This is a genomic window from Haloplanus sp. GDY1 (genome assembly GCF_023703775.1).
Classification (GTDB): Archaea; Halobacteriota; Halobacteria; order Halobacteriales; family Haloferacaceae; genus Haloplanus; species Haloplanus halophilus.
In genome coordinates, this window is the sequence record NZ_CP098514.1 from 1,798,523 (window position 1) to 1,822,042 (window position 23,520).

Annotated in this window: 23 protein-coding genes; 13 read left to right on the forward strand and 10 right to left on the reverse strand. The window is 70.8% G+C overall.

Features of this window, described 5'->3' with window-relative positions; genetic code table 11:
- Positions 1 to 80: 80 nt before the first annotated feature.
- Together NBT67_RS09595 and NBT67_RS09600 are read left to right on the forward strand one after the other, a co-directional pair.
- A complete protein-coding gene (locus NBT67_RS09595) occupies positions 81 to 842 on the forward strand; it encodes a hypothetical protein (RefSeq protein WP_251341499.1) in 762 nt (253 codons plus the stop codon).
- Complete coding sequence (locus NBT67_RS09600; RefSeq protein WP_251341500.1) at positions 839 to 2,680, forward strand: phosphatase PAP2 family protein; 1,842 nt, start codon at positions 839 to 841, stop codon at positions 2,678 to 2,680. Before NBT67_RS09595 ends, NBT67_RS09600 begins: the two co-directional genes overlap by 4 nt.
- A 12-nt stretch (positions 2,681 to 2,692) precedes the next feature.
- On the opposite strand, the gene NBT67_RS09605 is transcribed toward NBT67_RS09600, so the two are convergent.
- Positions 2,693 to 4,426, reverse strand: coding sequence for a Rieske (2Fe-2S) protein (locus NBT67_RS09605; RefSeq protein ID WP_251341501.1), 1,734 nt, complete (start codon positions 4,424 to 4,426; stop codon positions 2,693 to 2,695).
- A 79-nt stretch (positions 4,427 to 4,505) separates the two neighbouring features.
- Between NBT67_RS09605 and NBT67_RS09610 the strand changes: the two genes are divergently transcribed.
- Positions 4,506 to 5,477 (forward strand): LLM class flavin-dependent oxidoreductase, encoded by a 972-nt coding sequence (locus tag NBT67_RS09610; protein ID WP_251341502.1) that lies wholly within the window; start codon positions 4,506 to 4,508, stop codon positions 5,475 to 5,477.
- On the opposite strand, the gene NBT67_RS09615 is transcribed toward NBT67_RS09610, so the two are convergent.
- The gene (locus tag NBT67_RS09615) at positions 5,474 to 5,932 is read right to left on the reverse strand and encodes an NOB1 family endonuclease (RefSeq protein WP_251341503.1); all 459 of its coding nucleotides are present in this window, start codon (positions 5,930 to 5,932) and stop codon (positions 5,474 to 5,476) included. The two genes, NBT67_RS09610 and NBT67_RS09615, sit on opposite strands and share 4 nt — an antisense overlap.
- Positions 5,933 to 6,178, reverse strand: coding sequence for a PRC-barrel domain-containing protein (locus NBT67_RS09620; protein ID WP_251341504.1), 246 nt, complete (start codon positions 6,176 to 6,178; stop codon positions 5,933 to 5,935).
- 144 nt (positions 6,179 to 6,322) lie between these two features.
- On the opposite strand from NBT67_RS09620, the gene infB reads away from it, so the two are divergent.
- The 3 genes from infB (at position 6,323) to NBT67_RS09635 (ending at position 10,093) form a co-directional block, all read left to right on the forward strand.
- Complete coding sequence (gene infB, locus NBT67_RS09625) at positions 6,323 to 8,125, forward strand: translation initiation factor IF-2 (RefSeq protein WP_251341505.1); 1,803 nt, start codon at positions 6,323 to 6,325, stop codon at positions 8,123 to 8,125.
- A 76-nt stretch (positions 8,126 to 8,201) separates the two neighbouring features.
- Positions 8,202 to 9,731 (forward strand): S1C family serine protease, encoded by a 1,530-nt coding sequence (locus NBT67_RS09630; protein ID WP_251341506.1) that lies wholly within the window; start codon positions 8,202 to 8,204, stop codon positions 9,729 to 9,731.
- A gap of 125 nt (positions 9,732 to 9,856) precedes the next feature.
- On the forward strand, positions 9,857 to 10,093 hold the full coding sequence (locus tag NBT67_RS09635) for a DUF8015 family protein (RefSeq protein ID WP_251341507.1): 237 nt from the start codon (positions 9,857 to 9,859) through the stop codon (positions 10,091 to 10,093).
- Here the strand turns inward: NBT67_RS09635 and NBT67_RS09640 are convergent.
- From NBT67_RS09640 to pepF, 5 genes are all read right to left on the reverse strand, one after another.
- Positions 10,074 to 10,457 (reverse strand): DUF5811 family protein, encoded by a 384-nt coding sequence (locus tag NBT67_RS09640; protein ID WP_251341508.1) that lies wholly within the window; start codon positions 10,455 to 10,457, stop codon positions 10,074 to 10,076. The two genes, NBT67_RS09635 and NBT67_RS09640, sit on opposite strands and share 20 nt — an antisense overlap.
- A gap of 102 nt (positions 10,458 to 10,559) precedes the next feature.
- On the reverse strand, positions 10,560 to 11,789 hold the full coding sequence (gene pan2, locus NBT67_RS09645; RefSeq protein WP_251341509.1) for a proteasome-activating nucleotidase Pan2: 1,230 nt from the start codon (positions 11,787 to 11,789) through the stop codon (positions 10,560 to 10,562).
- An 88-nt stretch (positions 11,790 to 11,877) separates the two neighbouring features.
- Positions 11,878 to 12,690 carry a YihY/virulence factor BrkB family protein gene (locus NBT67_RS09650; protein ID WP_251341510.1) on the reverse strand — a complete coding sequence of 271 codons (813 nt, stop codon included), beginning with the start codon at positions 12,688 to 12,690 and terminating at the stop codon, positions 11,878 to 11,880.
- Between the two features lie 73 nt (positions 12,691 to 12,763).
- Positions 12,764 to 12,970 (reverse strand): DUF1328 domain-containing protein, encoded by a 207-nt coding sequence (locus NBT67_RS09655; RefSeq protein WP_251341511.1) that lies wholly within the window; start codon positions 12,968 to 12,970, stop codon positions 12,764 to 12,766.
- Between the two features lie 105 nt (positions 12,971 to 13,075).
- Positions 13,076 to 14,866: an oligoendopeptidase F gene (gene pepF / locus NBT67_RS09660; protein ID WP_251341512.1), complete on the reverse strand. Its 1,791-nt coding sequence runs from the start codon at positions 14,864 to 14,866 to the stop codon at positions 13,076 to 13,078.
- Between the two features lie 87 nt (positions 14,867 to 14,953).
- Here pepF and NBT67_RS09665 point away from each other — a divergent pair, with 87 nt between their 5' ends.
- The 3 genes from NBT67_RS09665 (at position 14,954) to tgtA (ending at position 18,661) form a co-directional block, all read left to right on the forward strand.
- Positions 14,954 to 16,189: a mandelate racemase/muconate lactonizing enzyme family protein gene (locus NBT67_RS09665; RefSeq protein ID WP_251341513.1), complete on the forward strand. Its 1,236-nt coding sequence runs from the start codon at positions 14,954 to 14,956 to the stop codon at positions 16,187 to 16,189.
- Positions 16,190 to 16,294: 105 nt separating this feature from the next.
- Complete coding sequence (locus NBT67_RS09670; protein WP_251341514.1) at positions 16,295 to 17,107, forward strand: CPBP family intramembrane glutamic endopeptidase; 813 nt, start codon at positions 16,295 to 16,297, stop codon at positions 17,105 to 17,107.
- Positions 17,108 to 17,161: 54 nt separating this feature from the next.
- Complete coding sequence (gene tgtA, locus NBT67_RS09675) at positions 17,162 to 18,661, forward strand: tRNA guanosine(15) transglycosylase TgtA (RefSeq protein ID WP_251341515.1); 1,500 nt, start codon at positions 17,162 to 17,164, stop codon at positions 18,659 to 18,661.
- A gap of 14 nt (positions 18,662 to 18,675) precedes the next feature.
- On the opposite strand, the gene NBT67_RS09680 is transcribed toward tgtA, so the two are convergent.
- Positions 18,676 to 18,918 (reverse strand): hypothetical protein, encoded by a 243-nt coding sequence (locus NBT67_RS09680; protein WP_425498837.1) that lies wholly within the window; start codon positions 18,916 to 18,918, stop codon positions 18,676 to 18,678.
- On the reverse strand, positions 18,915 to 19,379 hold the full coding sequence (locus tag NBT67_RS09685) for a pyridoxamine 5'-phosphate oxidase family protein (protein ID WP_251341516.1): 465 nt from the start codon (positions 19,377 to 19,379) through the stop codon (positions 18,915 to 18,917). Before NBT67_RS09685 ends, NBT67_RS09680 begins: the two co-directional genes overlap by 4 nt.
- 83 nt (positions 19,380 to 19,462) lie before the next feature.
- Here NBT67_RS09685 and NBT67_RS09690 point away from each other — a divergent pair, with 83 nt between their 5' ends.
- The 4 genes from NBT67_RS09690 to NBT67_RS09705 are packed head-to-tail and all read left to right on the forward strand — an operon-like array spanning position 19,463 to position 23,520.
- Entirely contained in the window at positions 19,463 to 19,705 is a 243-nt protein-coding gene (locus NBT67_RS09690) for a hypothetical protein (protein WP_251341517.1), read from the forward strand.
- 44 nt (positions 19,706 to 19,749) lie between these two features.
- Positions 19,750 to 21,501: an archaeosine synthase subunit alpha gene (arcS, locus tag NBT67_RS09695; RefSeq protein WP_251341518.1), complete on the forward strand. Its 1,752-nt coding sequence runs from the start codon at positions 19,750 to 19,752 to the stop codon at positions 21,499 to 21,501.
- Positions 21,502 to 21,526: 25 nt separating this feature from the next.
- Entirely contained in the window at positions 21,527 to 23,359 is a 1,833-nt protein-coding gene (locus NBT67_RS09700) for an aldehyde ferredoxin oxidoreductase family protein (RefSeq protein WP_251341519.1), read from the forward strand.
- The gene (locus NBT67_RS09705; RefSeq protein ID WP_251341520.1) at positions 23,356 to 23,520 is read left to right on the forward strand and encodes a hypothetical protein; all 165 of its coding nucleotides are present in this window, start codon (positions 23,356 to 23,358) and stop codon (positions 23,518 to 23,520) included. The genes NBT67_RS09700 and NBT67_RS09705 overlap by 4 nt, the downstream gene beginning before the upstream one ends.

The window sequence follows — 23,520 nt, forward strand, 5'->3', positions numbered from 1 at the left end:
CCGCCGAGGGCGGTTAATGGCCGATTGACGCCGTCAATGCCCCGATTAACGAAGTGCCTTCGAGTCGTCGCTGTGGTGAGATGGACGACGACGGACTCGCGGTGACGCGACGACGGGCGCTGGGCGCCGTCGCCGCCGGCGCCGCGTCGGTCGGCGTGAGCGTCGGCACCGACGCGTTCCTCGCCGACGACGAATCCTTCGACGGGACCCGGATCGCGGCCGGGGAATTCGACCTCGAAGTCGCGTGGCACGCGGTCGTGGAGTCGGCGACGACCCGCGTGCGGACGAGCGAGGGGTGGCCGACGCTCCGTTCGGACGCCGCCGCCCCGGTCTGTGACCTCTCGGGGCTGACCCCGGGCGACGGTGGCCGACTCACGCTCGCCCTGCGGATCGGCGGGGACTCCGGCTACCTCTCCCTGCTGGGCCGGGAGCGAACCGACGCGGAGAACGGCCAATCGGAGCCCGAAACCGGCGCCCTCCGGGAGTCGATCCCCGCGCACCGCGAGGGCGAACTCGACGAGTTGACGACCGTCCGGGTGTCGTACCTCGACCCCGACGACCCGACCGACCCCGCGGCGACGGGGACGACGACGCCCGTCTGGACCGCGTCGCTCGCGTCGCTCGTCGGCCTCGGCGGCCTCGGCGACGGGGTCCCCCTCGACGGCGGCGAGACGGCGAGCGCGGCCGACCTCCTCGTCGCCGACGCGGCGCGGGGAGCGTACCCCGCCGGCGAGACGCGCTACCTGCGCCTCGACTGGACCGTCCCGACGTGGGTCGGCGCCGGCGTCGCGAGCGACGGGTTCGCCTGCACGTTCGGCCTGTACGGGGAGGAGCGGCGATGACCGACGACCGCACGCGCCGACGCCAGGAGGCCTTCCTCCGCCGGAACCGGGCCGCGCGCCACCAGTTGCTCGACGCGCCGGTTCGGGGTCCCCCGTCCGACGCGGCCGGCGACGACGGTCCGGTGACCAACTACGGCAAGGGGCTGACCCACCGCGAGGACGGGGTGCCGACGGCGGCGGGCTACCGGAGCCTCGTCGAGGCGCTAGCGACCGGAACGGTCGCGGCCTACAACGCCGTCGACCTGGACGCGTCGCCCGAGGCGCGCCCCCTCGCGGAACCCCACGGCGCCCACGGCTTCGAGGGGATGGGCGCGGACCCCCACCAGGTAGCCCTCGCCCCACCCCCCTCGTTCGATTCCCCGACCACGGGCGCGGAACTGGTCGAACTCTACTGGCGCGCGCTCTGTCGGGACGTACCCTTCGGCGCGTTCGACGACGACGGGACCGTCGCGGCGGCCGTCTCGGAACTGGCCGGGACGGCCGGCTACGCCGGTCCCGGGAGCGACGCCGACCCGCGGACTCGGTCCCCCTCGCCCCGCGGGGCCTTCCGGGGACTCCTACCCGGCGCGGGAGTCGGCCCCCGCGTCTCGCAGTTCCTCTGGAAGGACGTCCCGCGGGGTGCCGTCCCGCAGAGCGGGCGGATCCGCGTCCTCGCGGGCGAGGCGGCGACCGGCACCGGCGACGCCGACGTGGTCGGTCCCGGTCCGGACTACCTCGCCGACTGGGCGACGTGGCTCCGGGTCCAGCGTGGGGTCCCCGTCGCCCGGACGAACCCGCCGCCGAACCTGGTCGACCCGGGCGGCGACCCCGACGCGGCGGTCACGCGACACGTCGTCACCGGCCGCGACCTGGCCAACAAGGTCCGCCGGCAGGTGCCCTACCTCGCCGTCCGCGACGCCGCCGAGATCTTGCTGGGGATGGGCGTCCCCTTCGATCCGCGGATCCCCTACCGACAGGGCGGGGCGAGCGAGACGGGGATCCGGACCGCCGACCCGGTGGTCAACTTCGGCGCGCACGACGTGCTGGAGTCGGTCGTGAGCGTCTTCGGCCCCGCCCAGAGCGCCTGCTGGCATCGGAAGTGGGGCGTCCACCGCCGCCTCCGCCCGGAGGCGTACGCGGGGCGGCTGGCGGCCGAGCGGCGGGGACACGGCCCGTTTTCCCTCCCGGCCAACGTCCGCGACTCGGCGGCCCGCGACCGGATCGAGTCGGCGTTCGGCACGCCGCTCCTGCCCCAGGCGTACACGGAGGGGTCGCCCACGCACCCCGCCTACCCCGCGGGCCACGGCGGCGTCGCCGGCGCGACGGTGACCGTCCTGAAGGCGATGTTCGACGGCCGGCACCCGTTCCCGGTCGAGGAGACGGTCGTCCCCGTCGCCGACGGGCGGGCCGAGGGGCGACTGGCCGGCGGCGGGACGACGGCGGTGTTGACGACGCGGCTGGAACCGGTCGCGAACGTCTCGGGGGGAACCGTCGGCGCCACGGCAGACGCCGTCGCCGAGGCCCGGGCCGGGACGGCGACGGTGAACGACGAACTCGACAAGCTCGCGACGAACGTCGCCTTCGGCCGGGACTGGGCCGGCATCCACTACCGCTCCGACGGGGCCGAGGGGTTCCTCCTCGGCGAACAGGTCGCCGTCCGCTACCTCCAGGACCACCTCCGGTCGACGGACCTCCCCTTCGAGGGCTACCGGCTCGAACCCTTCTTCGACGCCTATCCGGGCACGCTCGACGGCGCCGTCCCCAACCTGGACCGGGACGCGATCCTGATCGCGCCGGATCGGATCGGGACGCCCGAGGGGGAGGCGAGTTCGATCACCGTCGCCGACCGGAGCAGGTGATCGTGCGGCGACTCATGCCTCGTGGATCGCCTCGCCCCGGTTGAGGCGCTCGGCGATCCGGAAGGTCTGTTCCGCCTCGCGGCGCGTCGGCGTGTGCGCGGCGAGATAGCGCGAGGTGGCGACGAGGTGGAGTCGCCCCCGCTCCTCGTCGTCGGCCGCATCGTACCGGGCGAACGCGGCTTCGACGTTCTGTCGCGGGTGAAACCCCGCGTCCTCGCGCAGGAGGGCTTCGCCGACCGCCCGCTTCAGGCGCGCGGGGTCGCCGCCGCTTTCGAGGTACGCGGCGGTGTGTCGGCCGGCCTCGCTGACCGTCTCGTCGGCCTCCACCTCGAACGTCTCCAGCAGATCGTCGAGGACGGTATCGGGGGTCCGGTCGCCGCTGGGGTCGGGTAACGGAATCGGCGGCGTGTTGAGAAAGCGGTCGAGGTAGACGTTCACCGCCCCGTCGAAGACGGCGCGGTAGAGCTCTGGGGCGTCGGTTCGTCCGGCCAGCCCACACACCGCGTTGGCGTACGTGTAGGTGTGATGCACCGTGTTCCAGTCGCCGAACTCGTTGGCGGTGCCGAACTGCGCGACCCGTCGGGCGGCGGCGTCGGCGACGGCGCTCGCCAACTGTTCGCCCGTCGCCCCCGCTTCGATGGCGTCGGTTAGCGCGTCCACGATGGCGTGTGGGTCGTCGCCCAGCAGGCGATCAACGAAGTCGTCGGGGGCGGACCACGTCGCCTCTGCGCCCGCGTCGATCAGGGCCGGCAGGTCGTCGCTCGCGTCCGCGACCAGTTCGGCCACGTCGACTGGCTGGCGCCACGACGACCGCTCCTCGGCCCGGTCGGCGTCGGCGAGCGCGGGGACGAGGCTCGGGAGGACGCCGTCGGCGTGGTCCCAGCCGATCCGATCCAGCAGTTCGACGGCCTTGTTCACGAAGTCGAGTCGGTGGCCGGAGTCGAGATAGCGGTGGTCGGTGGCGGCGGCGACGAACATGCCCACGAGCGCCGCCTCGTCGAGGTCGGCTCGAATCGCCGCCCGGAGCACCCGCTCTGCCCCGTCCGCGTCCCGAACGTCGATGGTATCGCGAAACCACTCGCTGAGGCGGTCGGCGTCCACGCCCTCGGTCGCCAGCGGGTCCTGCACGAAGAAGGGGGGTTCGCCGGCGCAGTCGTCGGCGACGGCGCCGAGGCCGACGTAGAGGGCGCGCCGACGGTCCGTGGGGCGGACGTCGTCGAGGAGGTTCGCCATCGCGCTCATCGTCGTCAGGCCGCTCCCCCAGCCCCCCTGTCGGTACCGCGTCCCGAAGGTCGTCCCCACCGTCAGCGGGACGGTCGGGGGGACGCCCGCGTCGTCGAGGCCGATCACGGCCTTGGCGACGACGAGGTCGAGCGCCTCCCGGAGGCCGTGTTCGAGGCGCTCCTCCCAGTGGTCGGCCGGCGGCGTCTCCGGGTCGGGGTCCGGGTCGACGTAGACGTCGCCGTCGCGCACCTCGACGGGGAAGGTGCGCACGTCGTCGGCGAAGGGATCGAACGTGTCGCCGCCGGAGAGTTCGAAGCGGGCGTGGTGCCACGGACAGGTGAGGATCCCGTCGTCGACCGATCCCTCGCTGAGTGGGAAACCCATATGCGGGCACCTGTTATCGACCGCGTGGAACGACCCCTCGTGGTGAAAGAGGCCGAGCGTTCGCCCGCCGACGGTGACGACCTGCGGACTCGCCTCGCGGGCCTCCGCGACGGAGGCGACGCGCTCGAAGCCGGTCATGGGAGAGGGTACCACGCCGACGGGCATAAACTCCCGCTCGGACCCGGGATATAACTCGTCGCCGCCCCCACGCGGCGGTATGACACGTGGAGTCGTGATGCCGCGGAGCGGGGTAATCGACGCCCGGGAGTTCGCCGTCCGGTGTGAGGACCTCGGGTACGACGCCTGCTGGACGGGCGAACTCTGGGGGTGGGACGCCTTCGTGGCGCTGACCGCCATCGCCGACGCCGTCGACGACCTCACCCTCGGCACCGCCATCGTCAACGTCTTCTCCCGCTCCCCGGCGACGCTCGCGGCCGCGGCGGCGTCGCTCGACGAGGTGGCGCCGGCCGGCGTCCGCCTCGGGATCGGTCCGAGCACGGCCAAGGCGACCGAGGACCTCCACGGCCGCGAGTACGACCGCCCGGTGCGGCGCCTCCACGAGACGGCGGAACTCGTCGCCGCCTTCACCGGCGGCGAGGGGCGCGTCGCGTACGAGGGCGAGACCGTCTCGGTGGCCGACTTCCCGGCACTGGAGGCCGACGTGCCCGTCTACACCGCGGCGCTCGGCCCGGCCGCCCGGCGGGCCACCGGCCGCGTCGCCGACGGCTGGCTCCCCCACAACGTCCCCTTCCCCGAACTCGACGAGGCCTTCGAGACGGTCGCGGGGACGGCCCGCGAGGCCGGCCGGGACCCCGACGCCATCACGGTCGCTCCCTACGTCCCCTCGGCGGTCGACGAGGACGGCGAGGCGGCCCGCGCGGCGATCCGCAGCCACGTCGCCTACTACGTCGGGAGCGGCGACGGCTACCGCCGGGCGGTCGCCTCGGCCTTCCCCGAGGCGGCCGAGCGGGTGGCCGAGGCGTGGCGGGCGGGCGACCGGGACGCCGCCCGCGGCGCGGTCACCGCGGAGATGGTCGACGCGCTGGGGGTGGCGGGGACTCCGGAGGAGGCCCGCGAGCGGTTCCGGGCGCTGGCCGGTCGGGACGTGATCGACCACCCCATCGTGGTCGTGCCGGCCGACGCCGACGACGCGACGGCCGAGCGGACGGTCGCGGCGCTTGCCCCTTAGGCCGGGTTCTTCCGCGAGAGGTCGCTCCCGCAGATGGGACAGCGGTCGCGGTGGTCGTCGAACTCGCGGCCACAGCCCTGACACTGGAAGCGCCAGTCGCGCTGTTCGGAGATGCCCTCGCGGGCGATCACCTCGACGGCGACGCCGAGGTGTTCAGCGACGTTCTGCATGGCGTAGTCGTCGGTGACGAGGGTGCCGTCGAGTTCGAAGGCGGCGGCGATCAGGCGCACGTCGGTCCCCGAGAGTTCCTCGGCGTCGCCCGTCTCCGTCGCCGCGCGCTCGATGGTCTCGACGGTGTTGTCCGCCGGGATGTGGATGTGCATCCCCGCGCCCTCCATCGCGTCGTAGCGGTAGGCGCTCTCGTCTTCGAGTTCCTCCTCGACCGCGGGAATCGAGGCCATCCCCTCGGAGGTGTGATACTCGTGAATGAACGCAGAAGAGTCGAGGACGTGCATCTACCGGTCGATGACGATGTAATCTTTCACGGCCTGCACGCGGGAGACTGGGACGTGAAGCCGCCCCTGCTCGTCCTGCTCGAAGCGGGAGTCGGCCGCCGGGAACTCGTCGTTCGGCGAGACGAGGAGGTCGTTCAGGGCCCCCGTCTTCAGGTTCATCGTGATGTTGTACAGCATGCCGAGTTCGGTCCCGTCGGAGCCCATCACGGACTTCCCCGAGAGGTTTTCGGCGAGTACGTCGGACATGACTGGGCTATTCGCGGGGATGACCTTAAACGCCACGGGGTCGTCCGTCGGCCGTCCGACGCGCGCGGCGCCGCCGGTATGTTGAAAGACTTAACTTCGGTCCACGGCTGTTCACCGACAAGGAAACTTCTGCCGGGGGATATCATGTCAGATTCGGACACACGCGACCGACCGGATGCGCTTCGCACCCCCATCGTCGCCGTGCTCGGGCACGTCGACCACGGGAAGACCAGCCTGCTCGACAAGATCCGCGGGTCGGCCGTCAGCGAGGGCGAGGCCGGCGCCATCACCCAGCACATCGGGGCGACCGCCGTCCCCCTCGACACCATCTCGGGCATCGCCGGCAGCCTCGTCGACCCCGACGACTTCGACCTGCCCGGCCTGCTCTTTATCGACACGCCCGGGCACCACTCGTTCTCGACGCTCCGCTCGCGGGGCGGCGCGCTGGCCGACATCGCCGTCCTCGTCGTCGACGTGAACGACGGCTTCCAGCCCCAGACCGAGGAGGCCATCGACATCCTCAAGCGGACGGGCACGCCCTTCGTCGTCGCGGCCAACAAGATCGACACGACGCCCGGTTGGAACCCCCAGGAGGGGGAGCCGATCCAGGCCACCTACGAGGCCCAGAGCGACCGCGCCCGCTCCCGCCTCGACGAGAACCTCTACGAGATCATCGGCCAGCTGTCGGACTCGGGGTTCTCCGCCGACCTCTACTGGCGCGTGCAGGACTTCCAGGGCAACGTCGGCGTCGTCCCCGTCTCCGCGGTCACCGGGGAGGGCGTCCCCGACCTCCTGACGGTGCTCATGGGGCTCTCCCAGCGGTACATGAAGGATCAGATGGCGGTCGACGTGGAGGGGCCGGGTGCCGGGACCGTCCTCGAAGTCAAGGAGGAGAAGGGCTTCGGCACCACCCTCGACGTGGTGGTGTACGACGGGACGATCCGCGAAGGCGACGAGATCGTCGTCGGCGGGATGGGGGAACCGATCGTCACCGAGGTGCGCGCGCTCCTCCAGCCCAAACCGCTCGCGGAGATCAGGACGGAAAAGCGGTTCGACCGGGTGGAGTCGGTCGCCGCGGCGGCCGGCGTGAAGATCGCCGCCCCCGACCTGGAGGACGCGATGGCCGGCGCGCCCGTGCGGGTGATCCGCGACCGCGAGCGAGAGGCCGCGATCGCCGACGTGGAGTCCGAACTCGCCGAGATCCAGGTCGACACCGAGGAGGAGGGCGTCGTCGTGAAGGCCGACACCCTCGGGAGCCTGGAGGCGATGGCCAACGCCCTCCGGGAGGCCGAGGTGCCCATCCTCCGCGCCGAGGTGGGCGACGTCGCCCCCCGCGACGTGGCCGTCGCCAGCACCGCCGGCGAGGCGGAACACCAGGTGATCCTCGGGTTCAACGTCGACGTACTCAGGAACGCCGAGCGGGAGCTAGAGGAGAGCGACGTGCGCCTGTTCCGGGACGACGTGATCTATCAGCTGGTCGAGGATTACGAGGCGTTCGTCGAGGAGCGCCAGCGCGCCCAGCAGGAGACGGTCCTCGACAAGATCGTCCGCCCCGCGCGCTTCCAGCTCCTCCCGGATCACGTCTTCCGCCAGAACAACCCCGCCGTCGTCGGCGTCGAGGTGCTCTCGGGCACGCTGAAGAACAACACCCACGTCGGCCGGTTCGACGGCAACGAGTTCGAGCGTCTCGGACAACTGAGCGGCATCCAGAAGAACGGCGAGGACGTCTCCGAGGCCCGCGCCGGCGAACGCGTCAGCGTCGCCATCGACGGCCCGACCGTCGGCCGACAGATCGACGAGGGCGACGAACTCTGGGTCGACCTGCCCGAGAAACACGCCAAGATCCTCGAACAGGAACTCTCCGACGAGATTCCCGCCGACGAACTGGAGGCGCTGCAGGGCTTTCTGGACAACCACCGGCGCCGGGACCCGTTCTGGGGGAAGTAGGGTACGACGCCGACCGCTTGCCACATTCGTTTCATTTATACTATATATTTATGCTGACGTGAGTCGTATACTCCCCGTGTCGTCAGCTACCGTTTCACGCAGAACGCTGCTCCGCACCGTGCCGCTGGTCGCGGCCGGACTCGCCGGCTGTACGGGTAGTGTCGGCGGCGGCGGGCGGATCGACGTCGACCAGCCCGGAACCGTCTCGCGGATCACTCAGTTGGACAAGGCGGCGGTCGTACACATCCAGTCGGTCGTCCGCGGGACGGCGGTCTGGCCGTCGTACACGCTCGCCGAGGCCGGTACCGGCGGCGGTGGCTCCCTCGTCGGCACCTGGCAGACGCCGGGCGAGACTGTCACCTTCGCCGAGAACGGCCAGTTCAGCGGGACATTCGCCGGCGGCGGCGGATTCCAAGGCCTGTACTCCGTCCAGGGCGACGTACTCCTCCTGCAGTACACCTCGCCCGTCCAGACGACGGTGCAGTACCGGTACGCCATGTCGGGGAACACGCTCCAGGTTACGGGCCCCGACGGGTCGTCGTTCCAGTATCAGCGTCTCGGTGCCGAGTCCGGAACCGGCGGCGACCTTCTCTCGCGGGTCGCGACCCTCGAAATCACCCGTGAAACGGGCGGTACGGGCCGTATCGAGCGCCAGGCGGTCCAGACCGGCGCGAGCGGATCGGGATTCATCGTCACGCCCGACGGCTACATCGTGACGAACGCCCACGTCGTCTTCACGGGACAGGACCCCCAGCAGATGCTCCTCCAGAGCCTGGCTGGTTCCCTCCAGCAAGAACTCGTCGAGGAGGTGTCGGCGTACTACGAGATTCCGCAGGCCGAACGCGAACAGGTGATACGGATCCTCTTTACGAAACTGCTGACGTACTTCCAGCAGAACGGACAGATCACGGACGTCTCGACGGACCACTTCGTCCTGAACGGCGTCGCCGCGCCGGGCGAGAACCTGCAGGTCAGGGCGTGGCCCGCGGTGAAAAAGAAGGAGGGAACGGTCTACCAGACGGTGGGTGGCGCGGTCACCTGGGGCCGGGACGTTGCCGTCCTCAAGGTCGAACGGGACAACCTGCCGACGGTCACGCTCGGGGACTCGGACACCGTCGAAGTCGGGGAAGAAGTGTTCATCATCGGCTATCCGGGGTTCCAGCTCGAACAGTTCTTCAACGCCGACGAGACGCTCGAACCCACCGTCACGCAGGGCGTGGTGAGCGCGAAGCGGACCTTGCGAACGGGAATCGAGGCCATCCAGACCGACGCCGCCATCAACCACGGCAACAGCGGCGGCCCCGTCTACAACATGGACGGCGAGGTCATCGGCCTGGCGACGTTCGGCGCCGGCCCCGAAGTCGGTATCGAGGCCATCAAGTTCGCCATGCCGATCAACCTCGCAACCGAGTACCTGCGGGAACTCAACGTGGAGAACTCCTCGGGCGAGATGGACCGGGCGTACGAGGAGGGCCTCGACGCCTACTGGCGGGGCGACTGCCGGACGGCGACTGCTCGGCTGGAAGACGCGTTGGTGCTCTATCCCGGTCATCCGTACGCCGGGGAGTACATCAACGCCTGCAGACGAGCGACCGGGAACGCCTGATCGGACTCCTGTAACCGGTACATATTATTCGGGTCGCTTGCTTGGAGGTTCGGACAACAGGTTAGGTACGTGCTGAGAAACTTTTTAGTCCAAAAAAACACGACTTCGAAACGAGGTGACCGTCGATGAGTGTCCGAACGACCCGTAGCGACAGTATCGGCCTGCCGACGATGTCCCGGTACGACCTGTTGCTCGCCCTTCTCCCGATACCGTTGCTCTGCGGGGCGTTCGCGTCGGTGTTGACGCCGATGCCCGAGGTGACGGCGATGGGTGCCGCCAGCCTCCCCTCGGTGCTCCTGTTCGTCTACGCGATAACCGCCGCGGCGCCGACCAGTCCCGCCCTCAGCGAGCGGTCGGCGTGATGCCGTCGCCGACGGCGTCCATCACCTGCAGGGCGGCGCTCGCGGCCAGTCCGCGCGCCACCTCGTCGCGTTCGTCGGACCCGATTCCCGCTTCGAGGTCGTCGAGATCCGGCGTGAACCCGGCGCTGACCGGGTGTCCCGCGGGGGGTCGGACGGCGACGGTCGCCGTCGGCCCCTCCGACCCGTAGGACAGTTCCGAGCCGACGGTGTAACTGTCGGGCAGGTAGGACCGCGTCCGCGAGACGATTCCCGCCACGGCACGCTGGAGGGACTGTCGTTGATCCCGCGTGAGTTCGACGTCCGTCGATACCTTTCCGGCGTCGACGACCCCGGGCGCACCTCCGTACGGCGTGTTTCCATTCATCCGAGTCGGCGGCGATACGCGGAGGCCGAATAAAAAGCCGTCGGAGCGTGTGACGCACCCACACGGAGACGGACGGGCGGGAGCGCGGCCGTCGTCGGTCGCTCAGTACTGGTAGTCGGTGAAGGCCATCACGGGGCCGGAGTCCTCGTTGTCCTCGATTTTCGCCTTGGCGTCGAGGAAGTCCGCCATCCGGACCTCGGTGCGGTCGTCGCGGATGGCGAACATCCCCGCCTCCGTGGCGAGCGAGGCGATGTCGGCGCCGCTGTAGTCGTCGAGGTCCTCGGCCAGGTCCGCGAACGCGACGTCGTCGGCGACGTTCATGTCGCGGGTGTGGATGCGGAGGATCTGTGCCCGACCCTCGGCGCCGGGTTTCGGCACCTCGATGAGGCGGTCGAACCGGCCCGGCCGGAGGATGGCCTCGTCCAGCATGTCGAAGCGGTTGGTGGCGGCCATGATGCGCACCTCGCCCCGGTCGTCGAAGCCGTCCATCTCGGAGAGCAACTGCATCATCGTCCGCTGGACCTCGGCGTCGCCGGAGGTCTTCGAGTCCGTCCGCTTGGCCGCCACGGCGTCGATCTCGTCGATGAAGATGACCGCCGGCTGCCGTTCCGCGGCGAGTTCGAACAGGTCGCGCACCAGCCGCGAGCCCTCGCCGATGAACTTCCGGACGAGTTCGGAGCCGGCCATCTTGATGAAGGTGGCGTCCGTCTCGTTGGCGACGGCCTTCGCGAGCATCGTCTTGCCGGTCCCCGGCGGACCGTGCAGGAGGACCCCCGAGGGCGGGTCGACGCCGACCTCCTCGAACAGTTCCGGGGTGAGAAGCGGGTCCTCGACGGCCTCGCGGACCTCCCGAACCTGGTCGTCGATGCCGCCGATGTCGTCGTAGGTGACCGACGGCGACTCCTCGACCTCCATCGCCTGTGCGCGGGAGTCGGTCTCGTCGTCGAGGACGGTCTGGACGCTGAAGGAGTCGTTGACCGCCACGCGGTCGCCCGCCGCGAGTTCCTTGCGGATGCGCGGCGACGGCTCCGTCAGCACCTCCTGGTTGTTGCCGTGCTGTTTGATGATCGTCCCCTCGTCGGCCACCTCCTCGACGGTGGCGACGTACAGCGACGAGGTCTTCAACACCTCGTTGCGGCGCTTGAGGTGGTCGACCTCCTCCATGAGTTCCTCTCGCCGTTCGTCGGTTTCGTCGAGGCGCTCCGAGAGTTCCTCGTTGACGCGGACCATGCGTTCGTAATGCTGGCGGATGGCGTCGAGACGCTCCGCGTCTGACATCTCCGGATCGAGGTCGAGTCGCGGCCGATCCGGGAGCGACGGACTCCGTGACATTGGTTGTCCCCGCTAAGAAGCGGGCGTAAATGTGCCTTTGGGTCGCGGGCCGGCCTCGCCGACGGTCGGCGAGTCGCGGGCGCGGTGGTCACCCCCCGGGTCGATCCACGGTGGTCACGCGGTCGGCCACCACCGCGTTCAGCGTGACGCCGAGCAACAGGAACAGGGCGGCCGCGTACAGCCACGTGAGAAAGAGGAGGACGCCCCCGACGAACCCGTAGAGACGGACGCTCTCGGCGGTGGCCGCGTACAGGCGAAACAGCACGCCCGACAGCGTCCACGACGCCGCGGCGAGGACCGTCCCCGGGAGCGCCTCTCGGACGCCGACGTCGGCGCGGGGGAGGATGGCGTAGATGGGGACGAACACTCCGATCAGGGAGACGAACAGCAGGACCGTGCTGACGACGGCCCACGTCCACCCCGTGAACACGTACGCCAGCGACACACCCAGGACGCCCACCAGGAGGATCGCCAGCGCGATGGTCCCGAACGCGAGGCCGACGGCGGCGAGCGTGTCGACCGTCGATCCCGACCGGCGGGCGTCGTCCCCGTACAGCGCGACGAACGCCCGGCGCATCGCCCGCAGTAACTGCCCCGCGCTCCAGACGAACACGACCGCCGCGATGGCCGCCGCCCGCAACTGGCCCGTGGGGTCCTCGGTGAGCGTTTCGAGGACGGCGGTGAGACGGGCCGCGTCGATGCCCGTCACCGCGGCGACCGCGAAGGCGAGCGTTTCGAACCGCTGCGAGACGGAGGCGCCGAGAAACACCAGCAACACCGCCGGGATCAGCGAGTTGAACGCGTGATACGCGAGTCCGGCGGCCAGCACCGTCAACTGGCGCTGCCGGGCCACCGCGATCACCGTCTCGGTCAGTTCGCGCCCGCGGTCCACCGGACTCATGGACCCGACTCGCGCGGTCGTCGCCACACCGGCGGGGCGCCTCGGCGGGCCTCCCGGACGAGCGCCGCCGGCATCACAGGACGATGGAGACGATCGCCAGGACGAGAAAGAGAAACACGAAGATGCGGGCGATTTCCATGCTGATACCGGCGACGCCGCGAGCCCCCACGACCGTCGCGATGAGCGCGAGAACGAAGAAGACGATTGCGTACTGGAGGAACTCCCCGGAGAACAACTGCAGCGGCTGGGCGAGCGAGGCGGCGTGGATTGGGTCGATCACAGCTAGCACCGCGTCCCCCAACACGATAGTTATGCGGCCGTTAATCCACGCCTCGGCCGCGAACTGCCGGATCCGGACGAGCCACCGGAAACGCGCGTGTCGGCCTCAGATCAGCGTCGCCATCTCGTCGAGATACGTGCCGTACACGTCGAGGGCGTCCTCGATGGGAGCCGACGTTCGCATGTCGACACCCGCCGTCTCCAGCACCTCCAGCGGGTAGGCGCTCCCGCCGAGTCGCAGGGCCTCGCGGTAGTCCGCCGCCGCCGGCTCCCCCTCCTCGCGGATGCGCTCGACGATGGCCGTCGCCGCGCTGATCCCCGTGCTGTACTGGTAGACGTAGTAGCCGTAGTAGAAGTGGGGGATCCGCATCCACTCGCGGGCGATCCGGTCGTCGATCACCGCCGGCTCGTAGAACTCCGCCTTCAGCTCGCGGTAGAGCTCGTCGAAGCGGTCCGGGGTGAGCGCGCCGTCCTCCTCGATCACCTCGTGGATGCGGAGTTCGAACTCCGCGAACATGGTCTGGCGGTACAGCGTCGACCGGAAGCGTTCGAGGTACTCGTCGAGGACGTGCCGGCGGAACGCCTCGTCGTCCACCGTCTCCAGCAGGTGGTGGGTCAGCAGCGTCTCGTTGACCGTACTCGCCACCTCGGCGACGAAGATGTCGTAACTGCTGTACTGCCACGGCTGGGCCTCGTTCGTCAGCTCCGAGTGCATCGAGTGGCCGAGTTCGTGAGCCAGCGTGAACATCGAGGCCACGTCGTCCTGGTAGTTCAGCAGGATGAACGGCTGGGTGTCGTAGGTGCCCGCCGAGAACGCGCCAGAGCGCTTGCCCCGGTTCTCGTAGACGTCGACCCACCGGGAGTCCAGTCCCTCGGCCATCCGCTCCTGATACGCCGCGCCGAGCGGTTCCACGGCGTCGACGACGTGTTCCACCGCCCGCTCGTAGGGGATCTCCGGGGGATCGCCGGCCGCCATCGGGGCGTAGAGGTCCCACATCTGCAGGTCCTCGACGCCGAGCGCCTCGGCCTTCAGGTCGGCGTGTCGGTGGAGGTAGTCGAGGTTCTCCCGCACCGTCTCGACGAGGGTGTCGTACACCTCGACCGGGACGTTCGGGCCGTCGAGCGCCGCCTCGCGGGCGGTGTCGTAGTTGCGGGCGCGGGCGAGTTTCACGTCCGTGGTCACGCTCTTCGTCAGCGCCGTCCCCACGCCGTTTCGCACCTCCTCCCAGCGGTCGTAGAAGGCCTCGTGGACCTCGCGCCGGAACGCGCGGTTCGGCCGCTTCTGGAGTTTCGTGAAGTTACCGAGCGAGATCTCGACCGACTCGCCCTCGGAGTCCTCGACCGTCGGGAACTCCATGTCCGCGTTCGAGAGCATCGAGTACACCTCGCTGGCCGCGTCGGTCACGTCCGAGAGGTCCGCGAGCAGTTCCTCCACCTCCTTCGAGCGGGTGTGGGGCTTGCTCCGGAACACGTCGTCGAAGTAGTGTTCGTACTCGGCCAGCGCGGGGTCGGCCTCGACGAAGGCGTCCAGCTCCGACCGGTCGAGCTCCTGCAGTTCGGGTTCGAGGAAGCTGACGGCGCTCCGGGCGTCGGCCGCGAGCGACTCCGCCCGGGCCGACATGGCCTGGTACTCGCTCTCTCTCGTGTCCTCGCTGCTCCGCAGGTTGGCGTAGGTCGACACCTTCGACACGTCCCGGAGGACGTCCTCGCGGAGGTCCAGCAGTTCGCGGAGCGTCTCCGGGCTCTCGGTGACCCGGCCCTCGTAGTCGGCCAGGTCGTCCACCCGGTCGCGCACGTCCGCGACGGCCGCCTCCCACTCCTCGTCGGTGGCGAAGATGCTCTCCAGATCCCACTTGTCCTCGGCGTCGATTTCGCTGCGTTCGGGAACCGAACTCATCGGCGGGCGTTGGAGTGGGGCCGCCGTAAGGGTTCGTACTCGGGGCGCTCCAAACGTTTACCTCGCGACCCGCCGAGACGCCACACGATGGTGGAGTACGCCAGCCTCCGCGACCCCAACGCGGAGTACACGATGCGCGATCTGTCGGCGGAGACGATGGGGCTCACCGCGAGCCGGGGCGACAGGGACGTCGAGATCACCGACGTCCAGACGACGATGGTGGACGGCAACTACCCGTGGATCCTCGTCCGCGTCTACACGGACGCGGGGGTCGTGGGCACCGGCGAGTCCTACTGGGGCGGCGGCGACACCGCCATCGTCGAGCGGATGACGCCCTTCCTCGTCGGCGAGAACCCGCTCGACGTCGACCGCCTCTACGAACACCTCGTCCAGAAGATGAGCGGCGAGGGCTCCATCTCCGGGAAGGTCGTCTCGGCCATCTCGGGGATCGAGATCGCCCTCCACGACGCGGCCGGCAAGATCCTGGGCGTGCCGGCCTACCAGCTGGTCGGCGGCAAGTACCGCGACGAGGTGCGGGTCTACTGCGACTGTCACGCCGGCGACGAGTCCGAACCCGCGTCGAACGCCGCGGAGGCCGAGCGCGTCGTCTCGGACCTGGGGTACGACGCGATCAAGTTCGACCTCGACGTGCCCTCGGGCCACGAGAAGGACCGCGCGAACCGCCACCTCCGCGGCCCGGAGATCGACCACAAGGTCGACATCGTGCGGGAAGTCTGCGAGACGGTCGGGGACCGCGCCGACGTCGCCTTCGACTGTCACTGGTCGTTCACGGCGAGTTCGGCGAAGCGGCTCGCGAGCGCCATCGAGGAGTACGACGTCTGGTGGCTCGAGGACCCCGTCCCGCCGGAGAACCACGAGGTGCAGGAGGTGGTGACGAAGTCCACGACGACGCCCATCGCCGTCGGCGAGAACGTCTACCGCAAGTTCGGCCAGCGCACCCTGCTGGAGCCACAGGCGGTCGACGTCGTCGCCCCCGACCTGCCGCGCGTGGGCGGGATGCGCGAGACCCGGAAGATCGCCGATCTGGCCGACATGTACTACGTCCCGGTCGCGATGCACAACGTCGCCTCGCCGGTCGGAACGATGGCCTCGGCCCACGTCGCCGCCGCCATCCCCAACGCCCTCGCGCTGGAGTTTCACTCCTACCAGCTCGGCTGGTGGGAGGACCTGATCGAGGAGGACGGCCTCGTCGAAAACGGTCGCATGGCGGTCCCCGAGGAGCCCGGACTCGGGGTGACGCTCGACCTGGACGCCGTCGAGGAACACATGGTCGAGGGCGAGGAGTTGTTCGACGAAGCGTAGCTTCGTCGGGCCAGCGAATCTCCGATTTGCGTCGTTCGACGAAGCGTAGCCCCTTCCCGGCCCTCGGAGGGAAGCTTTTCGAGGCTCCCGCGCCCACGGGTTCGTATGCCCTCGCTCGACGATCACACGGTCGCCCGTCTGCAGGCGGTCGTCGTCGCCCTGCTGGTGTCCGGTATCGGCCTCGGCGCCGGCGTCGTCCTCGTGCTCGCCCTCTCCCTCCTCTTGGTCGGTCTGGGGGCGGAACCGTCGCCGCTCGTCCTCCTCGTCGTCTCGCTCGTGTCGATCCAGGGGATCGCCTTCGGCAGCGTGGCCGTCAGTTATCTCCTCGTCCGCGGGTGGTCGCTCGCCGACCTCGGCGTCCGGATGCCCTCGCTCCGCGACCTCCTCTTCGTCGTCGGGGGGTACGTGGCGGCGCTCGCGGCCGCCCTCGCCGGCGCGGTCCTCATCAGCGTGACGGGCGTCCCCGCCGGCGAGAACCAGGTCGGCGAGTTCGCCAGCGCCGACCCGACCGTCCTCCTGTGGCTGATCCCCGCCTCCTTCCTCCTCATCGGTCCGGGCGAGGAACTGCTCTTTCGCGGCATCGTGCAGGGGCGCCTCCGCGAGACGTTCGAGCCGGTTCCGGGGGTCGTCCTCGCGAGCGCGCTCTTTGCCGCCATCCACTTCGCGGCCCTGACCGGCGGCGCCGGCGGCCGCCTCGTCACCGTGACGGTCCTCTTTTTCCCCGCGCTGGTCTTCGGCGCCGTCTACGAACTCACCGACAACCTCGTCGTGCCCACGCTCGTCCACGGCGCGTACAACGCGACGCTGTTCGCCTTCGCGTATCTGGCGTTCCGCCTCTCCGAATCGGGATCGCTCGAGGAACCGGGGAGGAACGGGGCGGCCGTCCTCGTCGAAGCCGTGGCCGCGCTTCCGGCGTGAGGGGCCACTGACGCGGAACGGAACCCTTACCGCGGCGGCCCGAACAGTGGCGGTATGCGCGACTGCTTCGAGACCCGCCACGGCGACGCCCTGGGTCGGATCGGGGAGTTGACCGTCCCCCGCGCCGGCACGGCCGTCGAGACGCCGGCCCTGCTGCCCGTCATCAACCCGAACATCCGGACGGTGTCGCCGGCCCGTCTCGAAGCCGAGTTCGGCGTCGACGCCCTCATCACCAACGCCTACATCATCCGCGGGACCGAGGACCTCCGCGAGCGAGCGCTGGCGGAGGGGCTCCACGACATGCTCGACTTCTCCGGCGCCATCGTCACGGACTCCGGCTCCTTCCAGTTGGCCGAGTACGGCGACATCGACGTGACGACCCGCGAGATTCTGGCGTTCCAGCGCGAGATCGGTTCGGACGTGGCGACGCCGGTCGACGTGCCGACGCCGCCCGACGCCGCCCGCGAGACGGCCGCGGCGGACCTGGAGACCACCGAGCGGGCCCTCGCGGACGCCGAAGCGGTCGACACCGGCGAGATGCTGGTCAACGCGCCGATCCAGGGGTCGACCCACCTCGACCTCCGGGAGGCCGCCGCCCGCCACGCCGACGGCACGGCCCTGGACGTGTTCCCCGTGGGCGCCGTCGTCCCGCTGATGAACGACTACCGGTACGCGGACGTGGTGGACGTGGTCGCGGCCGCCAAGCGGGGCCTCGGCGCCGACCGGCCCGTCCACCTCTTCGGCGCCGGCCATCCCATGATGTTCGCGCTCGCGGCCGCGATGGGGTGTGACCTCTTCGACTCCGCCGCCTACGCCATCTACGCCCGCGACGACCGCTATCTCACCGTCCGCGGGACGCGCCACCTCGACGACCTGAGCTACTTCCCCTGCGAGTGTCCCGTCTGTACCTCGCGCTCGCCCGCGGCGCTCCGGGACGCCCCCGACGACGAGCGCGAGCGTCTGCTCGCCGAGCACAACCTGCACGTCTCCCTCGGCGAAATCCGGCGGATCAAGGACGCCATCCGCGAGGGGAACCTCCTCGAACTCGTCGAGACGCGCGCCCGGGCACACCCCGCGATGCTCGACGGCTACCGGGCGCTGCTGGATCACGCCGAACAGCTAGAGCGTCACGACCCCGCCGCCAAGGGCGTCTTCTTCTACTGCTCGACCGAGAGCGCCCGCCGACCCGAGGTGGTCCGCCACCACGACCGGATCGCCCGCCTCGACGCGCCCGAGACCCTGCTCCTCACCGAGGGGAACGCTCCCTCCGGCGACCGCTTCGACGCCGCCTGGCGCCTCCTGCCGCCCTTCGGCCCGGTGCCGCGAGCGCTCTCGGAGACCTATCCCTTCACGGCCGAACTTCCGGAGCGGGTCGATCCGGCCGCCCGGGAGGCCGCCGCCCGCGGGGTCGCCCGCCTGGTCGACGCCAACCCCGACACGGCGGTGACGGTCGCCCACGACGGCTGGTCGGACTCGGCGCTCGACCTGCTCCCCGCGTCGGTGACGGTCGAACCCCTCGGGGGGCGGCCGGACCGCGACGGGGACGGCGCCTGACGGCCGGACGCGACTCAGGACGCGAGCCGTCGATACCCCCATCTGGCGAGCTGTCCGACGCCGAGCAGCGTGAAGACGGCCGCGCCGGCGACGACGCCAGCGTGGACGCCCGGCAGGAGCGGAATCGGGGTGTAGTTCCCGGCGATCAGGAGGACCACGGCCAGCAGCCACAGGACGTAGGCCCCGACAGCGGCCCGTCGGAGGGCGACGCGCATGTGACCGCAACGGGGCTGGAGCCACGTCACGCTGACGGTCACTCCGCCGCGCTCACGTCGCGCATCCGGTCGGTGAAGTCCCACGAGTAGAGCCGGACGGGGTCGATCCGGATCCGCACCTCGTCCCGCGCCGGGTCGAGGAGCCGTCTGGCGAGCGACGAGTCGGTGCCGCCGAGATATCGCTCCAGCAGGGCACGCAGGGTCGCCTTGTCGTCGTCGGGGGCGACCGTCGCCGACCCACAGCCGCGAACGCCACGGTACGGTGGCTCGTTGGTCGACACCTCGACGGCGACGCCGTCGTCCGCGCGGAGGTACTCGACGACGTCCGCCGCCGCGGAGGTGGCACAGACGAACGCGCCGGCGTCGGCGTCGAAGTCGTACCACAGCGAGAGCATCCACAGGCCGCCCGCGGGCGTCCGACAGGCCACCCGGATCGGGATCCGCGCGTCGGCCAGGAACGCCGCGACCCCCGCGCGGTCCCACTCGCCGGTGTACTCGGTCATGCCCCGCGTTGGGGCGCGGTCAGGTAAAAGCCGCGGCCGTCGGTCGGGGAACGCTTTTGTGATCCCCGGATGAAGGCCAGTCCATGACCCTCCCCGTGTTGCAGTTCGGTGTCCCCGGCGGTGCCGAGGTACTGATCCTCCTGGTGATGCTGTTTCTCTCGTTCGTGGTCCCCCTCGTCGTCTCCGTGCTGATCTACCGTGACGCGAAGGGGCGGAACAGCGGTCACGCGCTCGCGTGGGCCGTCGGCGCCTTCTTCGGCAGCCTCGTGGTCTGGATCCTCTACTACGTCGTCCGGGACGAGGTGGGGTCGGGTCGGCGGGCGTAGCCGGGGAACGAAACGTAGTTCCGCGCCCCCCGCCACGACCCTCCATGACCGAGTACTTCGAAGTCCACGCGCGGGACGGGGCCGCCCGACTGGGCGAACTCCGCCTGCGAGACCCCGTGACGACGCCCGCCGTCGCCGACGAGTTCGTCGTCGACGGCGGGAGCCTGTGGGGGGCAGGTCGGGACCTGCCCGAGGGGAGCGAGGCCGAACTCACGGTCCTCCCCCACCGCGCCTTCCCGGCCGGCACCGACCCGACCGTGCAGGACTCCTTCGCCGTCGACTACCCCGACGTCGAGTACCCGAGCGCGGGCGTCGTCACCGCCGAGACGGCCGCCGACCACGGCTGTGACGCCTACGTCCTCTCGAACGCGCCGGGCGTCGTCGGCCACGGCGCCACATTCCGCGACGAACTGATCGCCGTCCGGGAGTCGATTCCGGCCGACACCGCGCTCTACCTCGCCGGCGTCGCCACGCCCCGCAACGTCGCGACGCTCGTCGCCGCGGGGGTCGACCTCGTGGACGCGAAACTCGCCCGCGTCAAGGGCCGACAGGGGGTGTATCTCACCGCCGAGGGGGAGTACCACCTCGACGAACTCGACGAACTTCCCGGGGCGTTCCCCTCGGACCCGCCGCTCGCGGCGTTCAGCCGCGAGGACTGCGTCGCCCACAACGTCGCGGCCCTGGAGTCGGAACTCCGTACCGTCCGCACCCGGATCCGGCGGGGGCGCCTCCGCGACTACCTCGAAGGGCAGGCCCGTCACGAGAACTGGCTGACCGCGGCCTTCCGGGAGTTCGACGGGCAGTACCGGTATCTGGAGCGGCGGACGCCCGTGATCCGCGAGGCGGAGATCAGCGCGGCGAGCAAGGACACCCTGAACCGGGTGGAGATCCAGCGCTTCGCCGACCGAGTGACCGCCCGCTACCGCAACCGCTTCTCGAACCCGCTGGTCCTCCTCCCGTGTTCGGCCCGGAAGCCCTACAGCGACTCCCAGAGTCACGCCCAGTTCCACCGCGCCGTCGACTACCGCGGCCACGTCGTCTCGATGACCTCGCCAATCGGCGTGGTGCCACAGGAACTGGAGTGTACGTATCCCGCCCAGCACTACGACGCGGTGGTGACCGGCGACTGGACCGAGGGCGAGACGGCCTTCGTCGCCGCGGTGCTGGAGCGGTATCTGGAGCGCAACGACTACCCTCGCGTGGTCGCGCACGTCCCCGGCGAGGGCTACCGCGACATCTGCGAGCGGGTGGCCGACCGGGTGGACGTCCCCTTCGAGTTCACGGTCGAGGACCATCCCACGACCGACGCCTCGCTATCGAACCTCTCGGACGCCCTCTCGGGCGAACTCAGGTACTCGAAGCGGGAGCGCCAGCACAACACGGTCCGGGCCATCGCGGACTACCAGTTCGGCGCCGGCGCGGGCGACGACCTGTTTCCCGACCTGCAGACGACGAGTCGCCACCCCAAACTCCAGGTTCGCGACGGGTCGGGCACGCAACTGGCGGCACAGGTGCCCCAGTACGGCGTCCTCGCGTTCACCCTCGCGGGCGCCCGTCACTGGGCGGCGAGCGACGCGCCGACGAAGCGGGTCACCATCGACGACTTCGTGCCCCACGGGAGCGTCCTCGCGCCCGGGGTGACCGACGCCGACGACGCGATTCGCGTCGGCGACGAGGTGGTCGTCGAGGGGCCGTCGGCCTTCGGCGTCGGCCGGGCGTCGATGCACGGCGCCGAGATGCGGTCGAGTTCCCGCGGCGTCGCCGTCGAGATGCGCCACGTCGAGGACAACGCTTAACATCGTTTCCCGACTACGTGAGCCGATGTCATCGCCCGCCCGGCGCGACGTGTTACGGGTCGACCTCTCCGCCGGCACCGTCACCCGCGAGCGCGTTCCGGAGTCGTGGCGACGCGACTTCCTGGGCGGCAAGGGACTCGGCGCCCGCTACCTCTACGACGAACTCGACGCGGGGGCCGATCCGCTGGGACCGGAGAACCGCCTCGCCCTCCTGATCGGCCCGCTCTCGGGGTATCTGCCCGGCGAGTCGCGGTACGCGGCGGTCACCAAGTCGCCGCTGACCGGGGCCTTCCTCGACTCCTACAGCGGCGGGCGGTTCGCGGACGCCCTCGCGGGCGCGCTGCCCGACGTCTTCGGCTTCCTGATCCAGGGCGTGGCCGACCGCCCGGCGACGCTCACCGTCGTCGACGGCGAGGTTCGCCTCGACGACGCGACCGACCTGTGGGGGGCCGACACCGCCGAGGCCGACGACGCCCTCGACGGCGCCGTGGCCTGTATCGGCCCGGCGGGCGAGCAGCGGGTGGCCTACGCGACCATCGCCTGCGACGGCGGCGACCACCACGCCGGCCGGGGCGGCGCCGGTGCGGTGATGGGTGCAAAGCGGCTGAAGGCCGTCGCGGTCCACGGCGACCCGCCGGAGCCGCCCGCCGCGCTGTCGGACCTCCGGGAGCGCTACGGCGCCGCCTACCGCGACGACGACACCGGCCGCTGGCAGGCCGCCGGCGAGACGGTCGAGAGCGTCGACTTCGCCAACGAGGTGGGCGTCCTCTCCACCCGGGGCTGGCAGGGCGGCCGCTTCGAGGACGCCGGCGACATCGGCGTCGAGGCGGTCCGCGAGGCGGCGACGGGACGCGAGAACGCGGACGAGGCGGTGCCCGGCGGCTTCCGCGTCGACACGGAGGACGGCGAGTCCGTCCCGCGGGGCGGGGCGCTCATGTCGCTCGGCGCCGGCCTCGGCATCGACGACTTCGAGGAGGTGGCGCGTCTCGGCGCCGCCTGCGACCACCTCGGGATGGACGCCATCAGCGCGGGCAACGCCGTCGCGTGGGCCGTCCGCGCCGCGGACGCGGGCGCCGTCGACCCGGATCCGGACCTCGCCTTCGGCGACGCCGGGGCGGCAGAGCGCCTGCTGTCGGCCATCGCCACCCGGTCGACGGACCTCGGCGACACGCTCGCCGACGGGGTGGAGGCGGCCCGCGAGCGCTACGGCGCGGGCGAGGTGCCGACGGTGAAGTCGATGGAACTGCCCGCCTACGACCCCCGCGGGGCCGCGGGGATGGCGCTGGCCTACGCCACGAGCGACCGCGGCGGCTGTCACCGCCGGGCCCGCCCCGTCGAGCGCGAGGCGTTCGCCCGCGACGCGTGGACGACGGCCGACCGCGTCGCCACCGTGGTCGGCGCCCAGAACGTCCGCTCGACGCTCTGGAGCCTCGTCGTCGACGACTTCGCCGGCGAGACCATGTGGGAGGACCTCGGCGCCGAGTGGCTCTCCGCGGTCGGCCTCGACTACGACCGCGACGAACTGGCGGCGGTCGGCGAGCGAATCTGGACGCTCGTCCGCCTGTTCAACGTCCGCGAGGGCTTCGGCCGGGCCGAGGACTCCCTGCCCGACCTGTTCGAGGATCCCCTGCCCGACGGCCCGGCCGCCGGCCGCACCGTCGACCGCGAGGCGTTCGAGGCCATGCTCGACGCCTACTACGCCGCCCGGGGGTGGTCGGCCGACGGCGTCCCGACCGCCGGGACGGTCGAGCGACTCGGGCTGGCGCCGGTCGTCGACGACGGGACGCCGCTCGGGGACGCGCCCGCGACGGTTCGCGTGGAGGCCGACGACCACGGGGACGGCGGACGGCGACGGTGACCGGGTCGAACCCCGCCCGCCCCCACGACTGTCATCGGTGTGGCGAGACCATCGAACCGGGGGACGTCTACGGGGCGCTCGACCTCCTCGACGCCGACGGCGACCTGCGCGTCATGCTCTGTCGGTCCTGTTCGGCGGCGCTCCGTGACTTCCTCGACTGA